14 protein-coding genes and 1 pseudogene are annotated in these 18,156 nt (G+C 48.3%); 9 read left to right on the forward strand and 6 right to left on the reverse strand.

Going from position 1 to position 18,156, the window contains the following annotated elements; all coding sequences use genetic code 11:
* Window positions 1-63 precede the first annotated feature (63 nt).
* Window positions 64-471, reverse strand: coding sequence for a peptide-methionine (R)-S-oxide reductase MsrB (msrB, locus tag NC980_RS03425; RefSeq protein ID WP_190379726.1), 408 nt, complete (start codon window positions 469-471; stop codon window positions 64-66).
* Between the two features lie 124 nt (window positions 472-595).
* Between msrB and NC980_RS03430 the strand changes: the two genes are divergently transcribed.
* Window positions 596-1,687 carry an HhoA/HhoB/HtrA family serine endopeptidase gene (locus NC980_RS03430; RefSeq protein WP_190379727.1) on the forward strand — a complete coding sequence of 364 codons (1,092 nt, stop codon included), beginning with the start codon at window positions 596-598 and terminating at the stop codon, window positions 1,685-1,687.
* Between the two features lie 163 nt (window positions 1,688-1,850).
* Here NC980_RS03430 and NC980_RS03435 read toward each other — a convergent pair whose 3' ends face one another.
* Window positions 1,851-3,533 carry an AarF/ABC1/UbiB kinase family protein gene (locus NC980_RS03435; RefSeq protein ID WP_190379728.1) on the reverse strand — a complete coding sequence of 561 codons (1,683 nt, stop codon included), beginning with the start codon at window positions 3,531-3,533 and terminating at the stop codon, window positions 1,851-1,853.
* A gap of 91 nt (window positions 3,534-3,624) precedes the next feature.
* Window positions 3,625-5,697, reverse strand: a complete 2,073-nt coding sequence (locus NC980_RS03440) for a GAF domain-containing protein (RefSeq protein WP_190379729.1) — start codon at window positions 5,695-5,697, stop codon at window positions 3,625-3,627.
* Between the two features lie 365 nt (window positions 5,698-6,062).
* Here NC980_RS03440 and NC980_RS03445 point away from each other — a divergent pair, with 365 nt between their 5' ends.
* Entirely contained in the window at window positions 6,063-7,748 is a 1,686-nt protein-coding gene (locus NC980_RS03445) for a DUF87 domain-containing protein (RefSeq protein WP_190379730.1), read from the forward strand.
* A 19-nt stretch (window positions 7,749-7,767) separates the two neighbouring features.
* Here the strand turns inward: NC980_RS03445 and NC980_RS03450 are convergent, their stop codons facing one another.
* Window positions 7,768-8,607, reverse strand: a complete 840-nt coding sequence (locus NC980_RS03450) for a hypothetical protein (protein ID WP_190379731.1) — start codon at window positions 8,605-8,607, stop codon at window positions 7,768-7,770.
* Window positions 8,608-8,755: 148 nt separating this feature from the next.
* Entirely contained in the window at window positions 8,756-9,574 is an 819-nt protein-coding gene (locus NC980_RS03455) for a histidine phosphatase family protein (protein ID WP_348253902.1), read from the reverse strand.
* Between the two features lie 40 nt (window positions 9,575-9,614).
* Between NC980_RS03455 and NC980_RS03460 the strand changes: the two genes are divergently transcribed.
* The 7 genes and pseudogenes from NC980_RS03460 to NC980_RS03490 form a co-directional block, all read left to right on the forward strand.
* Window positions 9,615-9,950: an NAD(P)H-quinone oxidoreductase subunit M gene (locus tag NC980_RS03460; protein WP_190379733.1), complete on the forward strand. Its 336-nt coding sequence runs from the start codon at window positions 9,615-9,617 to the stop codon at window positions 9,948-9,950.
* Between the two features lie 195 nt (window positions 9,951-10,145).
* Complete coding sequence (locus NC980_RS03465; protein WP_190379734.1) at window positions 10,146-11,522, forward strand: cytochrome P450; 1,377 nt, start codon at window positions 10,146-10,148, stop codon at window positions 11,520-11,522.
* A gap of 102 nt (window positions 11,523-11,624) precedes the next feature.
* Complete coding sequence (locus NC980_RS03470; RefSeq protein WP_190379735.1) at window positions 11,625-13,031, forward strand: isochorismate synthase; 1,407 nt, start codon at window positions 11,625-11,627, stop codon at window positions 13,029-13,031.
* On the forward strand, window positions 13,028-13,693 hold the full coding sequence (locus NC980_RS03475) for a Uma2 family endonuclease (protein WP_190379736.1): 666 nt from the start codon (window positions 13,028-13,030) through the stop codon (window positions 13,691-13,693). The genes NC980_RS03470 and NC980_RS03475 overlap by 4 nt, the downstream gene beginning before the upstream one ends.
* Window positions 13,690-15,417 carry a 2-succinyl-5-enolpyruvyl-6-hydroxy-3-cyclohexene-1-carboxylic-acid synthase gene (menD, locus tag NC980_RS03480; protein WP_190379737.1) on the forward strand — a complete coding sequence of 576 codons (1,728 nt, stop codon included), beginning with the start codon at window positions 13,690-13,692 and terminating at the stop codon, window positions 15,415-15,417. The genes NC980_RS03475 and menD overlap by 4 nt, the downstream gene beginning before the upstream one ends.
* The gene (gene menB, locus NC980_RS03485) at window positions 15,414-16,247 is read left to right on the forward strand and encodes a 1,4-dihydroxy-2-naphthoyl-CoA synthase (protein ID WP_190379738.1); all 834 of its coding nucleotides are present in this window, start codon (window positions 15,414-15,416) and stop codon (window positions 16,245-16,247) included. Before menD ends, menB begins: the two co-directional genes overlap by 4 nt.
* 443 nt (window positions 16,248-16,690) lie before the next feature.
* Window positions 16,691-16,954 (forward strand): annotated as a pseudogene (locus tag NC980_RS03490) (hypothetical protein); the annotation flags it as partial.
* 364 nt (window positions 16,955-17,318) lie between these two features.
* On the opposite strand, the gene NC980_RS03495 reads toward NC980_RS03490, so the two are convergent.
* Window positions 17,319-17,825, reverse strand: a complete 507-nt coding sequence (locus tag NC980_RS03495) for a pyridoxamine 5'-phosphate oxidase family protein (protein ID WP_190379740.1) — start codon at window positions 17,823-17,825, stop codon at window positions 17,319-17,321.
* Between the last annotated feature and the right edge of the window lie 331 nt (window positions 17,826-18,156).

The raw sequence follows: 18,156 nt of genomic DNA on the forward strand, positions 1-18,156 counted from the left end.
ATTGCCACATCTGACTTTGGGTAGAGAGGCGAGAGAGAATTGCTTGTCTCTCACCCCTTGTTTCTATTCTGGAACGAATTCTAAAGCAACACCATTCATGCAATATCTCTGTCCGGTTGGACGAGGGCCGTCTTCAAACACATGACCTAAATGCCCACCGCACTTAGCACAGTGAACTTCAACGCGAGTCATGAAGAACGATCGATCAACTGTGGTCTCGATCGCGTTTTCTAAGGGTGCATAGAAGCTGGGCCAACCTGTACCGCTATTGAACTTAGTTTCAGATGAGAACAATGGCGTTCCACAGCCTGCACAGGAGAAAGTACCCTTGCCGTATTCCTTATCGAGTGGGCTAGTTCCGGCTCGTTCTGTGCCGTGTTTGCGTAACACTCGAAACTGATCTGGGGTGAGCGAAGCTTTCCATTCTTCTTCGGTTTTGTTGATTTCAAATGAATTGTTTTGAGTGTTCATTACAGCAATGTTGTTTCTAGTGTTCTTAGTTTATTTTAACAAGTCCTCTAAATTTCCCTCGCAAGCATGAAGTCAGGAAAACGGCGATCGCGCTTGATTTGAGTGGTTTACTTCAAGTATGGCTATGATCAAGCGACTTCTGGGATATGTCAGTGTGTTAGTGCTGAGTTTGGGATGGATGCTGCCTGCCCAGGCGGCTCCGTTTGGGCAGGGCGATAACTTTGTCACAGCGGCGATCGATAAAGTTGAAGCGGCAGTGGTGCAGGTGAATGTGTCGCGCAACTTAGGTGGTGATGTGCCGGGTGCTTTAAGGCCGTTTTTGGGCAATCCGCAAGCCGGTTCTTCTTCAAGAGTGCTGCGGGGATTGGGATCAGGGTTTGTGATTGATCAAAACGGTAAGATTCTCACCAATTCGCACGTCGTTGATAATGCGGATACAGTCACCGTTTCATTTCAAGATGGACGCGTGCTAGAAGGCAAAGTGCTGGGTAAAGATCCGGTGACAGATGTAGCTGTGATTCAGGTGCAAGCTGAGAACTTACCTACGGTAACGCTGGGGAATTCTGATGAGGTGCGGCAGGGACAATGGGCGATCGCGATCGGGAATCCATTGGGACTTCAAGAAACCGTAACGGTCGGGGTGATTAGCGGGACAGAGCGATCGAGCGTAGATATTGGTGTTCCCGATAAGCGGGTGGGATTCATCCAAACCGATGCAGCAATTAATCCAGGGAACTCCGGCGGGCCGCTGTTAAATGCAAACGGTGATGTAATTGGAATCAATACGGCAATCATTCAGGGTACACAAGGATTGGGATTTGCCATTCCGATTAACACAGCACAAAATGTAGCACAACAATTGATCGCAACGGGAACTGTGACGCATCCCTATATTGGAGTTCAGTTAGTTGCGCTTGATCCGAATGTAAGAGACTTTATTAATCGCGCTCCCAACAGCCGTATGAAGGTTGAGGACGATCGTGGAATTCTGGTAGTTGGAGTCGGTCGTGGAACGCCTGCGGCAAAGGCAGGACTCAAAGCGGGAGACGTGATTCAAGCTGTGAATGATCAGCCGATTCAAAACGTGAAAACGATTCAGCAATTGGTCGATCAAGCAGGAGTCGATGGCAGTTTGAGTGTCAACGTGAAGCGGAGCGATCGCACGGTTGCATTGACGATTTCACCGGAGCAATTACCTGCGGTTGAGGCACAATAAAATTGAGTTGTAGGGCGACGCGATTAATCGCGTCGCCCTACAAATTCCGCAATGGTCATCAGGCGCAACATTCACCCATCAAATTGGTATAAAAAGACTCCTGTAGAGCGATCGCCGCAATCTGATTAAGCGTTCCGCCCTTGACATTAAGAGTGCTTTATCGCTAATCCAGCATTCGATCGACTCGATCGCGCAGCATCAACCGAATCAGTGATCGGAGCAAAAACACTCCCGTCACTGCCGCGATTGCAAATGCAAAAACCGCGCCACCGCTAATCTGACCAATCAGTAAAATGGCTCCAGTCAATCCCGCAAATCCTGAAATACACGCATACAGCAGTGCTCTCACCGAAAGATTAAGCGTTTTCAAGGCGCGATCGTGCTTCAGAGAATCGACCTGAACGCGGAATTCCCCTTCTTGCAGCCGGGTTTCGATCCGCTCGATTGCGCTCTGAGTTGGATTCGGTTTAGTCAATTGATACGCTAGAAAACTCTTCGCTTGCCGCGCTAACTCACCGACCCCACTCCCCTGCCGCGCTGGAAGCGTCGCTAAACTCTTCACAAACGGCTTTGCCGCAGACAACAAGTTATATTGCGGATCAAGATCCCGCGCCACCCCATCCAACGTAGTCAACGCCTTGATAATAAAAGTCATTCTTGCAGGCAGTCGGAAGGGCTGCTGCTCAAACACAGCGTAAAGCTCATTTCGTAAGCTCTTGAAGGCTTGCATTTCAACGGGCTTATCCGCGAAGCGCTCGACCAGCACATTCACAATCCGCTTCACCGGGGTCATATCTGCCATCGGCTCAACCAAGCCCATATCGACTAGGGTACTCACCACCTGATCCGTATCTTTCTTCAAGACAGCAAAAAAGGTCTGTACCATCTGATTACGATTAATCGGCTGCACTTCCCCCATCATGCCGAAATCGTAAAAGATCAGCTTGCCGTCGTGGCTCACTGCCATATTGCCAGGATGCGGATCGGCTTGGAAAAAGCCATCTTGCAGCAATTGTTTTAAGTAGGCGCAAATGCCCAAATGGTTAATCTCGCGTGGATCAAGCCCAACAGCAAGCAACCCTTGACGGTCGTTCACCTTAATTCCCGGCACATATTCCATCGTTAACACGCGACGAGTCGTGTACTTCGGATAAATCCTTGGAACGACAATGCGATCGTGATTCGCAAAATTATGCCGGAAGCGATCGGCATTCATCGCCTCCTGAATGTAGTCGATTTCCCGACCGAGAATTTCTGAAAACTCTGCATGAATCGCCTGAACGTCATAGTGTCGCGCACTGGGCGAGATGCGATCGATCCAGCGAATCAGTCGCCCGACAATCTGAAAGTCCATCGCGAATAGCTGATCTAAGCCCGGTCGCTGTACCTTAACAACGACTTCTTCACCGGTATGCAGTCGCGCCCGATGCACTTGTCCTAAACTAGCAGCCGCGATCGGAGCGCGATCGAACTCCTGATACAGCAGGTGCAAAGGATAACCGAGTTCGGATTCGATAATCGCGATCGCCTGGTTTGAGTCAAATTCGGGCACTCGATCTTGAAGCTGTCCCAATGCCTTGACATACTCCAACGGCAGCAAGTCTGCCCGTGTTGAGAGCGACTGTCCAATTTTGATAAAGGTGGGTCCTAAATCTAATAGCGTCCCCACCAGCCACTGAGCGCGGCGATTGCGGTGATGCGCGGACTGCTTGGCAATCTGCCGATCCCACCACAGATAAAACGTCAACTTTGCAGCCGACACGGAAATATCCACTTGTCGCGCCAGTGGAGAAGAAAGTTGCCGTTGCCAGCGTAGGGATTTGGGAGGGACAGCAGTTTGTAACATAACTTCAACCCATTATACCCATAGTGCCCGCACAAGCAGAAAAGCAATCCTGCCCGCTTTTCCAGATTCTAGACAGGAACGCGAAGAAAAGCTACGCTCCAGCGATTTCTAAATTCTGCGGCAGCATGATCGTAAAGCAAGTTTCGTAAGATTGGGAGTCTGGAGCCGCCACGCTAATTGCCTCGATCGTGCCATTGAGATGCTGTACCAGACTTTTAACCAGCGCTAGTCCCAATCCAGTTCCAGGCACGGCGTTTTGAGTCATCCCCTGACACCGACGAAATTTATCAAAGATGTGCGGCAGTTCTTCCTCGGAAATGGGCGAACCCGTATTTGATAGAGAGAGCTTAATTTGCTGACCCGGCTCCAGCGTCACCTCTAGCCCAACTGTGCTATTCGGCTCGGCGTATTTGCCTGCATTCGTCAGTAATTCCAGCAAAATTCGCTGAAAACTGGCTAAATCCGTATGAAAAACAGGCGATCGAGCAGGTAATTTCACATCCAGCGTCAATCCTTTTGCTGCCCAGCGTTGATTAAACGACTGCGACAACTCCTCGATGGCGTGTGGTAATTCGACCCGCTGAAGCTGAAAGGCAACCTGTTTAGTTTCTAGTTCCTGTAGCGCCAGTAGATCGTTGATCAAGCTAGTTTCTTGAGCACACTGCTGCTCCAGAATATTGAGATACTGATCACGTCGCTCAGGAGTCAGCGTCGCCTGCCGCAACATCCGAATCGCCAGCATCATGCTCGTTAAGGGTGTCCGTAGCTCGTGGCTGAGCGTGCTGATGAACTCGTCCATCCGCTGATTCATTTCCCGTAGCTTCTCGATTTGTCTGCGGGTGATTTCGTACAGTCGCGCTTGTAGCTCTAAACTTTGCTGAAGTTGCGCCGTTCGCTCTTCAACCAGCGATTCTACCTGACGTAGGGTTTCGGTCTGAATGATTGCTGCACTAATTTGAGCGCTCAAGAGTTCAACCAGCTCAATCTCTTCCGGGAGCCAATTGCGCGATCGACTCTGCTGAACGGCAATAAATCCAAGCAAGCGGTTTTTGCTTTCTAAGGGTACAAGCAGCAGTGCAGGCATTTTTGCCGGATCGAAAATTGCGGCAACGCCCGCCGCTTCTTCCGTCGCGATCGAAAATGCTGCACCATCTCTAAACACAAATGATTTTGCTGTACTGCGAAGTGCGGCTTGGCAAACACCGCAATCGTTCACCCAAAACGACTGGCTCAACGGTGTCTCGGTCTCTAAGTCCAGGGGCTGCCGCCACTCGCTGTCGATCATGACGCGCATTTTCGGCACTCGATTGCTGTTGGATCGCAGACTCTGCCGCGGGTCCCAAAACTTCGCCCTCAGCACAAACGCTCGATCGATTTCAAGCGATTCGGCTAATCCTTCCAGCGCCAATTGCTGAACTTGTGGCAGATCCAAAGAATTCTGAATTGCCATTGTCACTCGGCGGAGCAGCGCTTGATACTGCGCTTGTTTTGCAACTTTTTGTTGCAGCAGAATTTGTGAAATCGCGATCGCAACCTGGTCAGTAATCTGAGCTAAGGTGTCCATCTCAAGATCGCTCCACTGATGCGCCTGAGTCCACATCAAGCTCACAACACCATTGATCCGCCCTTGAAACCGAGTCGGCAGACTAACTACCGATCGAATTGGCAACGCTCTTGCAGCGTAATCAATTTCGCTCAGGGTCAAGTCGGAGATCAATAATCCTGCGCGTTCTAGAGTCGCAGATTCAAGGATTACGGAGTTTGACACAATCTCTTTCTGCTGGCTGGCTGTGAACTGCGAGTGGGCAAACCAAGCCATGAGAGATCGATCCAAAGATTCAGACTGAATTGAAATCAAGCAAGCTTGTGCGCCATAAGCTTCACCTAACAGCGCCGCTACTTCAGATAAAACGGCATCGGGCTGAGTCGCACGACTGAGCGCCTGAACTAGCTTTCGTCCGATCGTGGCTTCCACTGTGGCGAGAGCCGATTGAAAGGCATGAGAATGCGACACAGTTTCGAGAGAATGGGTAGACGCTGAGGCGAGCCGATCCGAATCAATCCGAATCATCTCATCTCTTCTTGTAGTGTTGACAACATCCATGACCTGCCCCACAATTTCCTGCGATTTTACTGTTTCCGATCGCGAAACTTTTGCTTGCATCTTGTCACATGCCTGCTTGCGTCACGTTAGAGAAGGTTCCTTCGCTAAGTTACCGTTGCTTAGTAAGGGAAACCGTGTTGCCCTGCATTGAAAAGGGAGATGGTCATTGCTTACCCCTGTCGCAATTCGCTTACTGCTTTATTGCACCATTGCTTTCAGATTACAATCTGAAGACTTTAACAGTATCCGTAAATTCCCCTGATTGCTCCCTCTAAATTGTTAAGTTCTCAAAACTCTATACGTGACGAAATCAAGCATAGATGAAGTGCGGGAGGTATTGTACCTGATGAATTGTGGATTTACGATTGATCTTCTCATTTTAATAGTACACTTGAACGAAATTCGCACTGAGTTTCTTCCCAACTATGAGCCTTAAGCCTGCTTCAAACCCGATGAGCGTTGTAGGTACAGTCAAGGGACCCGGTGAGAACGGCAACCAGTACGTTTTCATCACCTCTGATAATCGCCATGTCCGAATCGGTGAATATGTCTATTACGAAGTTCGCGAGGCGGGGGCAGTCCGTAAGATCTTGGGGAAAATCTCCGATCGTCGGCTGATCGACCATTTGCCCGACCGCATTTTTGCGGATACCGAGATTAGCCCAGAGGCGATCGCGGCTTTGGTCGGATTTACCTACGACAACCCAGAGATTTATGAAGTGAGCGTGGATGTGATCGGATATTTTGATCCATCGCTAGGCTTTATGAATCCGCGAAAAAGTCCTGACCCCGGTGCAAAAGTGGTGTTGGCAGACGATGCCATGTTGCGGCAAATTCTCAATCGTCGGCAACCGCAAACGGTGGGATCAGCGCATATTGGGTCGCTGCTGCTGCGGGAAATGGGGGCAGTGCCGATCGCGCTTGATGTGAAAGAGCTTGTCAGTACCCATATGGCAATTCTGGCAGGAACAGGATCAGGAAAGTCTTATACAGCAGGCGTTTTAATTGAAGAGTTGCTGTTACCGCACAATCGCGCTGCGGTTTTGATTTTTGATCCTCACGGAGAGTACGGAACCCTAGCAGAAATGCGGGGACATCCTGCGTTTGAGGCGGCAGATGGATACTCGCCAAAAGTCAAAGTCATGACTCCAGAGGAGGTGAGAATCCGCATCTCTTCGCTCGATTATTACGATATTTTGGCGCTGCTGCCGGAAATGAGCGATCGACAACAAGCGATGCTGAGTAAAGCATTTCGGATTTTGCAACGTCACAAGCGCGGCGACTATCGCTGGGGGATTCAGGACTTGATTGCCGCCGTGCGAGAGGCGGATGTTCAAGTGGATGACGACGGCAACGAGAAAACCGGATCGTCGGCTCCCGCGCTGGAGTGGAAATTAGAGAAGATTGAGCGATCGAGCTACTTTCATACGCTAGAGCATACGGTTAGTCCAAAGGAGCTATTTGAACCGGGACAAGTCACAGTTCTTCAAATGAACGAAATTAGCCAAGAAGAACAACAGGTCATTTGTGCAGCCGTGCTGCGGCAAGTAAATCACGCTCGAATGAGTACCGAGAAAGAGCTAATTTCACCTCAAGATGAAAATTTCTTACCTTATCCCGTGTTTATCCTGATTGAAGAAGCGCATCGTTTTGCGCCTGCCCATGAACCGTCTCGCTGTAAATCAGTGCTACGAACGATTTTGAGCGAAGGGCGGAAGTTTGGGGTAGGCATGGGATTGATTACACAGCGCCCCGGAAAACTGGATGCGGATGTGCTGTCCCAGTGCATGAGCCAGTTTTTGATGCGAATTGTGAATCCGGTCGATCAAGAAAGCTTGAAATATGGTGTAGAAGCAGCGGGAAGAGATTTACTCAAAGAATTACCCGCCTTGACCAAGGGACAGATTATTATTTCTGGAGCTTGTGTGAATACGCCTGTATTATGTAAAGTTCGCCAGCGTTTAACCAAGCACGGCGGGGAAACCTTGGATGCTCCGGCGCTTTGGCAAAAGCACTTTGAGAGCCATCGGATTCAAGAACGTCAAATCGAGCTTGCTCCCGTTGCGGTTCCGCGTCGATCGCAGACTGTTCGCGGTAGAAGCATTGATTAATAGCGCAGCGAGCGTGGCTCTACTTCACGTTCTTTAACGCAATCTGTTGATTCTTACGGTAGAGGTCTGCACGATTTCGCGCCACATCTGCACGCGGATGATTATCGGGCACTTGAGACATCAGCCGGGATGCTCCTCCCCACATTTCTGCGACCTGTTGCCATTGAACCGGGGTTTTTGCCTCTTTCGCGCTGTTTGCGGCTTGTTCTGCAACTCGCACCGCTGTTGCAAAGGAGTCACCATCCTGCTTCACGTTTGCAGTCCACTGGGGCGGCTTGGGTGAGACTTGCGGCTGCATCTGCGGGGTGGCAAAGAACTTACCTTGGCTCCAAGCATAAACTCCCCAACCTGTGAGCAAAATGCCTGCGCTGATCACGATACCGCCGAAGATGCCTTTGGTGAATTGGCGTTTCTCGCGCACGGCTTGGGGTGAAAGCGTCCTTGGTAAGTCATCGCGATCGCTGAAGGCTTCTCGTAGATCTTGCAGCATTCCCCGAATGAAATTTGGTCGTTTTAGAAGGATCTCTTGCGACCAGAGTAATTGTCCATCGGGATCGCGGTTGATTTCTTCAAACCAGAGCAGTTGCTGTTCTCGGACAATTCGGCTGTTAATGTTTACTCGTCGAATCTGGCGGGGTGAAATCGATTCGAGAATTTTGCGGACGCGCTCAGTGAGCGTTGCGCGATCGAGCTGGTCGGAGGTGGCTGCCTCGCATAAGAGTTGTAGCACTCCATTGGCAAAGATAGCGCGAGTTCTCACGCCAGAGCCTGCCAATTTATCATTCAGAATTTGAATGATCGCGGCGACGCTGCCTTGGTGGGCTTGCTTGTAGATATCATTGACCGCATTCACAATCATGAGATGAGTAGTTAACGAGAAACCCTGACTTGGAATTTACTACGTTAATATATCGCTTGTTTTGCATTTCAGAGCAAGTTTAACTGTCAGAAAAGGCGGATTCCTTAGCAAAAATTTGCTTTTTTACGAGAAATTGACCTCAGAATTTTTAATGTAAATGCCGAGAATCATTGAATCTACGAATCTGCCACAGATCGGTATTGAAACGATTTTGATTTTGCAGTTCCCAACGCGATCGATCGACCCAGAATTCAAACAGGGCAGTATTGTGGGCGCGTAATCTCCAAGATCTATCGCTTCCGAGTAATTGAGCGATTAAATGTTGCAAAATCCAACTGTGGCTCACAATCCAAAGTTGGTCTCCGTCGCGGTGGCGCTGCATAATTCGAGCGATAAATCGATGGGCACGATCGCGAGCATCATGTAGGGTTTCGGCTTCGGGGATCGGAATCCAATCGGGAGAAGTTTCTAATTTTCGGCAAAGATCGGGATAGCGAGATTGCGCTTCTGCCCAGGTTAATCCTTGAAAAATTCCGTTCTGAAATTCTTTTAATTCTTCGGCATATTCAAGCGGGATTTTTCGTGGGGTGGGTTCATCTTCAATCGGGCTTTCTAAATCGGAATCGATCAAATCGCTCACCGCAGCAGGTAGATGCGGTTCTTGAAAATAAGACAGCAGAATTTCAGTCGTTTGGGCAGCGCGTTTGAGGGGGCTAGAGTAAACGTGGGAAGGTCGCCAAGACTCAGCCCGCAGGTGTTTCGCGAGTTTTTCGCACTGTTGCCGACCAAGGGGAGATAATTCGTAATCGCCGTGACCTTGCATTCGTTTTTGGATATTGCCGATCGACTGGGCGTGACGGATAAAAAGGAGTTTGAGGACTTTAGACATGAGAAAATCAATCTTAGAGATGGGAAAGGATTGATGGGTAAATTGGGCGCGATCGAGAAATTTGGCGACCGAGTACAATTACAATTTCAAAAGTAAGCTACGGAATCCAGGTCAGTTTATGTTACTCAAATCTACGACTCGCCACATTCATATTTTCTCGGCAGAAGTACAAAATAATGAGTTGATCGAAAGTGATAAGGTTCTGACGCTGGATGTTGATCCAGATAATGAATTGGTCTGGAACCAAGATGCGCTGCAAAAGGTGTATAGCAAGTTTGATGAGTTGGTTGAGTCTTACAGTGGTCAAGCGCTGACAGACTACAACCTGCGACGAATCGGGTCGGATTTGGAGCATTTGGTGCGATCGCTGCTTCAGAAGGGTGAGATTTCTTACAACCTAGAGAGTCGGGTTTTGAACTATAGTATGGGATTGCCGCAGGTGAAACCGGAGTAGAGCGATCGAGCTTGCGCGGAAAGTTTCGCTTCGTTTCAGTAGGTTGCAGCTCCCTAAATCCCCCATGAATGGGGGATTTTGAGTGTATAGGGGCTGACTTAAGCGAGTGTAGACCGTTTGAAGAATTTGAAACTTCTCACATAGAGCTGATCTAAATTCTCTAAACTAGAGACAGCGTGTATTACCAGTAATCTGATGACGTTGCCGCCCGGATTGCGTTCTCCTGCTCTTGTTCAAACTCTGTCGCTTGTCGCTGATCCGATCGCGTTTTTCGATCGTGCGTCAGCCCGATATGGGGATACCTTTACCACGCGAGTTTTGGGGCTGAATTCCCCGCCTGTGGTCTTTCTTAGCAATCCTGATGCGATTCAAGCAGTATTTACGACACTGGCAGATGCGTTTGAGTTTGGTAAGGTCACGCACGTTTTTCGACCGTTGGTGGGCAACGAGTCGCTGATTATGCAGGAAGGTGCGCGGCATCAGCGACAGAGACAGTTATTGATGCCTGCATTGCATCGGGAGCAACTGCACAGTCAGGGACACTTGATTTGTCAGTTGACGCAGAAACGCATGATCGAGTGGAGCGTGGGAGAGACGATCGCCATTCGCTCTGAAATGTCGGAGATCTCGCTGCAAGTGATTCTTCAAGTTGTGTTTGGTTTAGTGCCCGGAGTGCGCTACGAGCGTTTGAAGCAGCTCCTCGCGCAATTGTTAGAAGCCATCACATCGCCGCTCTATTCGACGCAATTCTTTTTCCCGATGCTTCAGCAAAATTTGGGGCGCTGGAGTCCTTGGGGACAGTTTTTAGAGCAAATGGTGCAGATTGATGAGTTGATCTATGCGGAGATTGTCGATCGCCGATCGCAATCGCTGCAAAATCGTACCGATATTCTCTCGGTGCTGATGATGGCGCGAGATGAACAGGGCGAATCGATGAGCGATCAGGAATTGCGCGATCAGTTGATGACTCTGTTGCTCTTGGGACATGAAACCACGGCATCGGGTTTAACGTGGGCGTTTTATTGGTTGCATCGGAATCAAGAATCGCTCGATTGCTTGCGTCAAGAATTAGAAAGCTTGGGCGAAAATCCTGATCCGGTCGCACTTTCACAAGCGCCTTATTTAACCGCAGTTTGTAAGGAAGCGCTGCGAGTTTATCCGATCGCGCTGATCTCACAGCCGCGTAAGGTGAAACGAACGATCGAGATTGAAGGTTATACCTACGAGCCGGGAACGATTCTGATTCCGTGTATTTATCTGGCGCATCGGCGCGAGAAAACCTACGAACACGCCGATCAATTTAATCCCGATCGCTTCATCAATCAGAAGTTCTCGGCGTATGAGTATTTGCCGTTTGGGGGTGGGAGTCGCAGTTGTGTGGGAATGGCGCTGTCAATGTTTGAGATGAAGCTGGTGCTGGCAACGGTGCTCTCTTGGTACGACTTTGAAACGACGCTCGCTCGCTCAGTTCATCCAGCGCGGCGAGGAATTACTTTCGTGCCACCCGATACGTTTCGGCTGAAAGTGGTGCGAGATCGAGCAATAATCCCCGAATTGCTTCACAATCCGTAATAAACACGACGGAAATGCTTCACTTCATTACAAATTACAAAGGATGAATCCCTAAGTGCTTTAAGATCGGCTTAATGGTTGCCGACGTTTAGGACAATTGTTATGCCTGCGATCCAGTATCAGCTTCAGTCACAGCTTGATCCTCAAGGTCTCTATCAGTTTCTTCTCAGGTGTAAACAATCTATCTCTCAAACGGTTAATTCTTGCATTGCCAGCATTTCTTTGAGTGTTGAAGAGATTGATCTGCTTGCGGTTCTGGAAACATTGGTCAAGCCGGATCAAAAGCATTTTTATTTTGAGAACACAGAAGCAGTTTTAGCATTTGATCCGGTTTTAGAATTTCAGGCTGAAGGAGGAGATCGATTCACCCAAGTTAAAAGATTCATCCAAGCGACGTTAGATCAAACTCATCAAATTGGAGCGCTCGATACCGAATTTGCTGGAGCGCATTTTTTTTGTAACTTCTCTTTTTTCGAGCAAACAGCCGATCCATTGTTTCCAGCAGCGAATGTCTTTCTTCCTGGATGGCAAATTTCACGAGCTCAGGATCGATCGACGATCGTCGCAAATCTAAAAATTTCAGAGACTTCCGACTTAGAAACAACCGTAGAGCAAACGTTTCAAACCATTCAGAGAATTCGATCGATTAAACATAATGTGATTCGCTTGGCGATTGATACACCGAAACCTTTTTTCAAACAGCAATCTGTTTCGCATTCTGGGTACTATCAAAAATCTGTCGCCGCAGCGTTAAAACTGATTCAGCAAGAGCAGTTTAACAAAATTGTTTTAGCTGATGCTTTAGATGTCATCTCGCCATTACCGTTTAATTTAGTTGGATCGCTGAGTAACTTACGATCGCGCTATCCCAACTGCTACATCTTTTCAGCAAGTAACGGAAAAAATGCAGCCTTTATCGGTGCAAGTCCAGAGCGGTTAGTTAAGATTCAGCACGATCGTTTACTCACTGAAGCTTTGGCGGGTTCCGCTCCACGGGGTAAAACTCGCGCTGAAGATGCTCGACTGGCAGCCGCATTACTCAACAGTCAGAAAGAGAAACGTGAACATCAAGTTGTGATTGATTCGATCGCTCAACACCTCAGAAATCTGAATCTCACACCGCAATTTTCGCCGCCGCGATTGCTGCAACTCCCCAACATTCAGCATTTACAAACCCCAATTCGGGCTGCGATTAAATCTGATGTGCATCTGCTTGATGCAGTCGCAGAACTTCATCCGACACCTGCTGTTGCAGGCGCACCGAAATTGATTGCCTGTGAACATCTACGATCGTTTGAGGCATTCGAGCGATCGTGGTATGCGGCTCCGATCGGTTGGATCGATGCTCAAGGCAATGGCGAATTTGCAGTGGGAATTCGCTCTTGTATCTTGCAGGGGAATCGGGCGCGATTGTTCGCAGGCGCGGGAATTGTGTCAGGATCAGATCCAGAGAAGGAATTCGCTGAAGTTCAACTCAAACTCAAAGCTCTGTTGAATGCCCTCGTATGAACACTCCTGTAAGTCAAATTCCTCCGCTTGAGAATGGCGCTCGTTTATCTCGTCCAGAGTTCGAGCGCCGATACCCTGCCTCTAACATCAAAGAAGCTGAACTGATAGAAGGAATTGTTTACGTAGCCTCTCCTTTACGCTTTGAATCTCATGCTGAACCGCACAGCAATCTTAGCGGTTGGGCAGGAATCTATAAAACATTTACTCCTAGAGTTCGGCTAGGCAATAGCCCAACATTACGGCTTGATCTGGATAATGAGCCTCAACCTGACTTAGTGATGTTTCTTGAACGAGATGCAGGGGAACGAGTAGGGATTAGTGCAGATGGATATCTAGAGGGTGCGCCAGAGTTGATTATTGAGGTTGCAGCCAGTAGTGCAGCGATCGATAGTGGAAGCAAAAAACGGGTTTATCGCCGGAATGGAGTCCAGGAATATATCATCTGGCAATCCTACGAGAAGCGTGTGGACTGGTTTCAATTGGTTGAAGGTGAATATCGATTGATGCTGCCAGATGAAACAGGGATTATTCGATCAAGCATTTTTCCCGGTTTGTGGCTCAGCGTCGAGGCTTTATTAGGCGGAGACATGATCACCGTATTGGAAACCGTTCAGGCAGGAGTGAGATCGCCAGAACATCAAGCTTTTATTAATCGGCAATGAATTTAGATTTTCGGAATGTGAATACGCTTTGGGCTTCGGTTTTAGTCGAAACTTTAGCCCGATCAGGCTTAAAAACTGCAATTATTTGTCCAGGATCGCGATCGACTCCCCTAACGGTTGCATTTGCCCGTCATCCTCAAATCGAAGCGATTCCAATCTTAGATGAGCGATCGGCTTCTTTTTTCGCACTTGGAATTGCTCGAAGAACTCATAATCCTGTGGTTTTAGTCTGCACCTCCGGATCAGCAGGCGCGAATTTTTATCCCGCAGTGGTTGAAGCGCGAGAAAGTCGAGTGCCATTGTTAATTCTGACCGCAGACCGCCCGCCGGAATTGAGAAATTGCAACGCAGGACAAGCGATCGATCAGCAAAAACTATTCGGTTCCTACGTCAATTTCTACACAGAGATTGCAATTCCTTCAACAGAATTATCAATGCTGCGATATTTGCGTCAAACAATGCTCAATGCAATGCAGCAAACTCAATATCCGATCTCCGGAGTTGTTCATCTCAATTTGCCGTTTCGCGAACCCTTAGCCCCGATCGAACAACCGGGAATGTCGATCAATATTCCCAATGATTTCTTCGATCACATTCACCCTAAAGTTTCAGCACAATCAAAGTCTCTCATGAACGGGGGATTTAGGGGGCAAATCAACCTTGCCGGCCAACGCGGAATTATCATTGCTGGAGTCGCTCAACCAGAGTCACCCAACCAATATTGTGAAGCGATCGCTCATCTTGCCAAATCGCTCTCGATGCCTGTTCTGGCTGAAGCGCTTTCACCTGTACGGAACTATGCCAGCCTCAATCCGTATCTAATTTCAACTTACGACACGATTCTCAGAAACAAAACTCTTGCTAAAAGCCTTGCACCTGAAGTTGTGATCCGAATCGGAGAAATGCCAACGAGCAAAGAATTACGGCTCTGGCTGAATGCGATTCAACCGACGCAAATTGTGATTGATCCGAGCGATCGTAGTCTCGATCCTCTTCACGGCAAAACCATTCATTTGCAATGCTCGATCGAATCCCTCGAATCACTTCCAGGCGTTGAGCCATCTGATTTTCTGCATGACTGGCTTAGTGCAGAATCGAAAATGCGGAGAACGATCGATCAGTTCCTGGCAAAAGAAACCGCTTTATTTGAGGGCAAAGCGGCTTGGATATTGTCACAATCTCTTCCGGCCGAAACGCCGCTATTCATTGCAAGCAGTATGCCTGTGCGCGATGTGGAGTTCTTCTGGAAACCTGGAAACTCGCAGACTCAGCCGTTCTTCAATCGAGGTGCGAATGGCATTGATGGAACCCTTTCAACCGCTTTAGGAATCGCGCATCATCAGCAAGCAGTCATGCTTACAGGAGATTTAGCGCTATTGCATGACACCAATGGATTTTTAATCCGCTCGCACTTCAAAGGACATTTAACCATTGTTCTCATCAACAACAATGGTGGCGGCATTTTTGGAATGTTACCGATCGCACCCTTCGATCCACCGTTTGAAGAATTCTTTGCCACCCCACAGAACATTGATTTCTCCAAACTTTGTCAAACATACGGCATAAAACATGAAATCATCGAACATTGGGAGCAATTGCGCGATCGCATTCAATCGCTTCCCAAGAGCGGCATTCGGGTACTTGAACTAAGAACCGATCGCCATGACGATGCCAACTGGCGCAAAACCAACTTAAGAACATTCGCGGACTCAATAGAACTATGACGATTGAATGGCATAGCGTAAAAAGTTACGAAGATATCCTTTATCACAAAGCCGACGGCATCGCCAAAATAACCATCAACCGCCCCCACAAGCGAAATGCCTTTCGCCCAAAAACCATTGTTGAACTGTATGATGCTTTCGCCAACGCCCGCGAAGATAGCCGCATTGGGGTGATTCTCTTCACAGGTGCAGGGCCTCACACCGATGGGAAATACGCCTTCTGTTCAGGCGGGGATCAAAGCGTTCGGGGACATGCAGGCTATGTTGATGAAGCGGGTGTCCCACGATTAAATGTACTGGATTTGCAGCGATTGATCCGATCGATGCCCAAAGCGATCATTGCGCTGGTTGCAGGATACGCGATCGGGGGCGGTCATGTCTTGCATTTACTGTGTGATTTAACGATCGCGGCTGATAACGCCATCTTTGGACAAACAGGTCCAAAAGTGGGCAGCTTTGATGGTGGCTTTGGGGCAAGCTACATGGCGCGGATTGTCGGACAAAAAAAGGCGCGAGAGATTTGGTATCTTTGTCGCCAGTACAACGCTCAGGAAGCCTTAGAGATGGGATTGGTAAACACAGTCGTTCCAGTGGATCAACTCGAAGCAGAAGGTATTCAGTGGGCACAAGAAATTCTAGAAAAAAGCCCGATCGCAATCCGTTGTCTCAAAGCTGCGCTGAATGCAGACTGCGATGGACAAGCCGGACTTCAGGAACTCGCAGGAAACGCCACCATGCTTTACTACATGACCGAAGAAGGCTCAGAAGGCAAACAAGCCTTTCTCGAAAAGCGCAAACCCGACTTTCGCAAATATCCCTGGTTGCCTTAAATTTTCTCTGAGCTACCACAATTTAGAGTTTTAACGATTTTGAACATTTAAGGGGTTCTTCACAGTCTTCCATAGCTCTGATCCCTCCCTAATCTTTTACTTCAGGTAACTATACGGTGGTAAAAGTAATCAACTTGTAGCGGGATGTGATACCAAATTGATTTTTGAGTGCTACAGATCTTGGAAGCCCCCTAAATCCCCCACTCGTGGGGGACTTCAAGCCAAATCTGTTTCGGATTCTCAAAGTCCCCCAGTATGGGGGATTTAGGGGACGAAGGATCTGTCGCATTAATAAATTGATTCGGTATGAAATGACTAGGATGGAATTGTTGAGCAATTCAACCTGAATCTGTCGAGCCTGGCAGATTTTGCAAGTGAGTTTGTTGGGAGACTGTGAGATGATTCGTTTGTTAGTTGGTGTTTTGGCGTTCGTGATCAATCAGGTCTATATCAATTACTACCGAGATGGCAATCTGTATATGTTTGATGAGTTCCAAGCCAGCAGAAAGCCTGAAGAGCGCCGTCCCAAGATCGACAATTTGTATGATGTCTTCATGGCAATTCGAGATGATGAATCAGAGCACATCAAAACCATGATTGCCTGTCAGCACCCTGATGCACAATTGACGCTACAAAGTCCGCATACGGCTTGCGCGATCGGGGGCACTGCATCCAATGAAGCCAACGATGAAGCTTTTGCTGCTTAACTTCAGGGCAGAGCTTCGCTGACACTAGCAGACTGTGAACAAACTATTTCCTTAACGATCGTCTGCATTGCTGCTAGCGTTACTTTTCAGTTTTTGAATGTGTTGCTTGCTAAGTATCTGCCGGAAGACGAGGACGGCGGTGAACTTTCTCCAGACGGTCGGGTGCTGGAAATGTTGAGTGAACACACCTTATACCGAATTAAACATAGAATGCGACAGATCATACTCAAAGTCCCCCATTCTGGGGGATTTAGGGGGCGAGAATCTGTCGCATCCACAAATCAATCTGGTATTAGAAGGCTGGCTCCTCACAGGGCGGCATGGATTCTTCTCAACCTATGAAGCATTCGTTCATGTGATTGATTCAATTTAACGTGAGCTTCACGTCCTCAGTTAAATCCTCAGTTTTGCCTGTCGTTGCCGCCTTGACAAAGCCATAAGCTTTCGCAACCCAACCCGCAGGAGCATCCCAGTATTCTGCTTTCGTCGCACTCACTTTTAGCAAAGCAATATCAGGCTCATCGAGTTCTTTGGGAAACCAAGCTTTGAGTTCTGGTGTCCAAAGTTCTTCCATTTTGGCGCGATCGCGCACCAGTTCCGCCGTTCCTGAGAGCGACACATAGCGCTGTTTGTCTGGAGCAGAGAAGCTAACATTCACCTGATGATGGTGATTCACTTCAGTGACTTTGTGCGAACTCGCATAGGTAAAAAACCAGAGATCACCATTGGCTTCGACTTCACTATTGACAGACATGGGGCGACTGCGAAGGCTGCCATCGTCATCGATCGTGGTTAACATACAGAAGTTAATGTCCTTGATGATGTCGCGCAGCTTTTGTAAAGATTGATCAGAGTCGGTTGCAAGCGTCATTTTGTTGGTTCCTTCTTAGCATCATTTCTCACAATGCCGTAATCGAAAGATTTTTTCTCAAACCTTTAGAGAGGAGTTTGGCTCTATCAATTGGCAGAGGTTGCGTTGGGATCGCTAGTTTTGGCTAAATACTGAGCAGCTTCTTGAAGCTTCGACATCTTACTTTCTCCACAAAGATATGTTTGCAGTGATGTATTTGCAGTGATGTATTTGCAGTGAGTAACCTAACAGTATCCAGAGGCTTGAGAAGCTGACAGAATATGCTTGTATTTGGCTATCTGCAACAGTACCCGCGTGGGTGATGCCAGAGCAACTCTCGATCAGCCACTTT

Origin of the sequence: Leptolyngbya sp. AS-A5 (genome assembly GCF_039962495.1) — a bacterium.
Classification (GTDB): Bacteria; Cyanobacteriota; Cyanobacteriia; order Leptolyngbyales; family Leptolyngbyaceae; genus Leptolyngbya.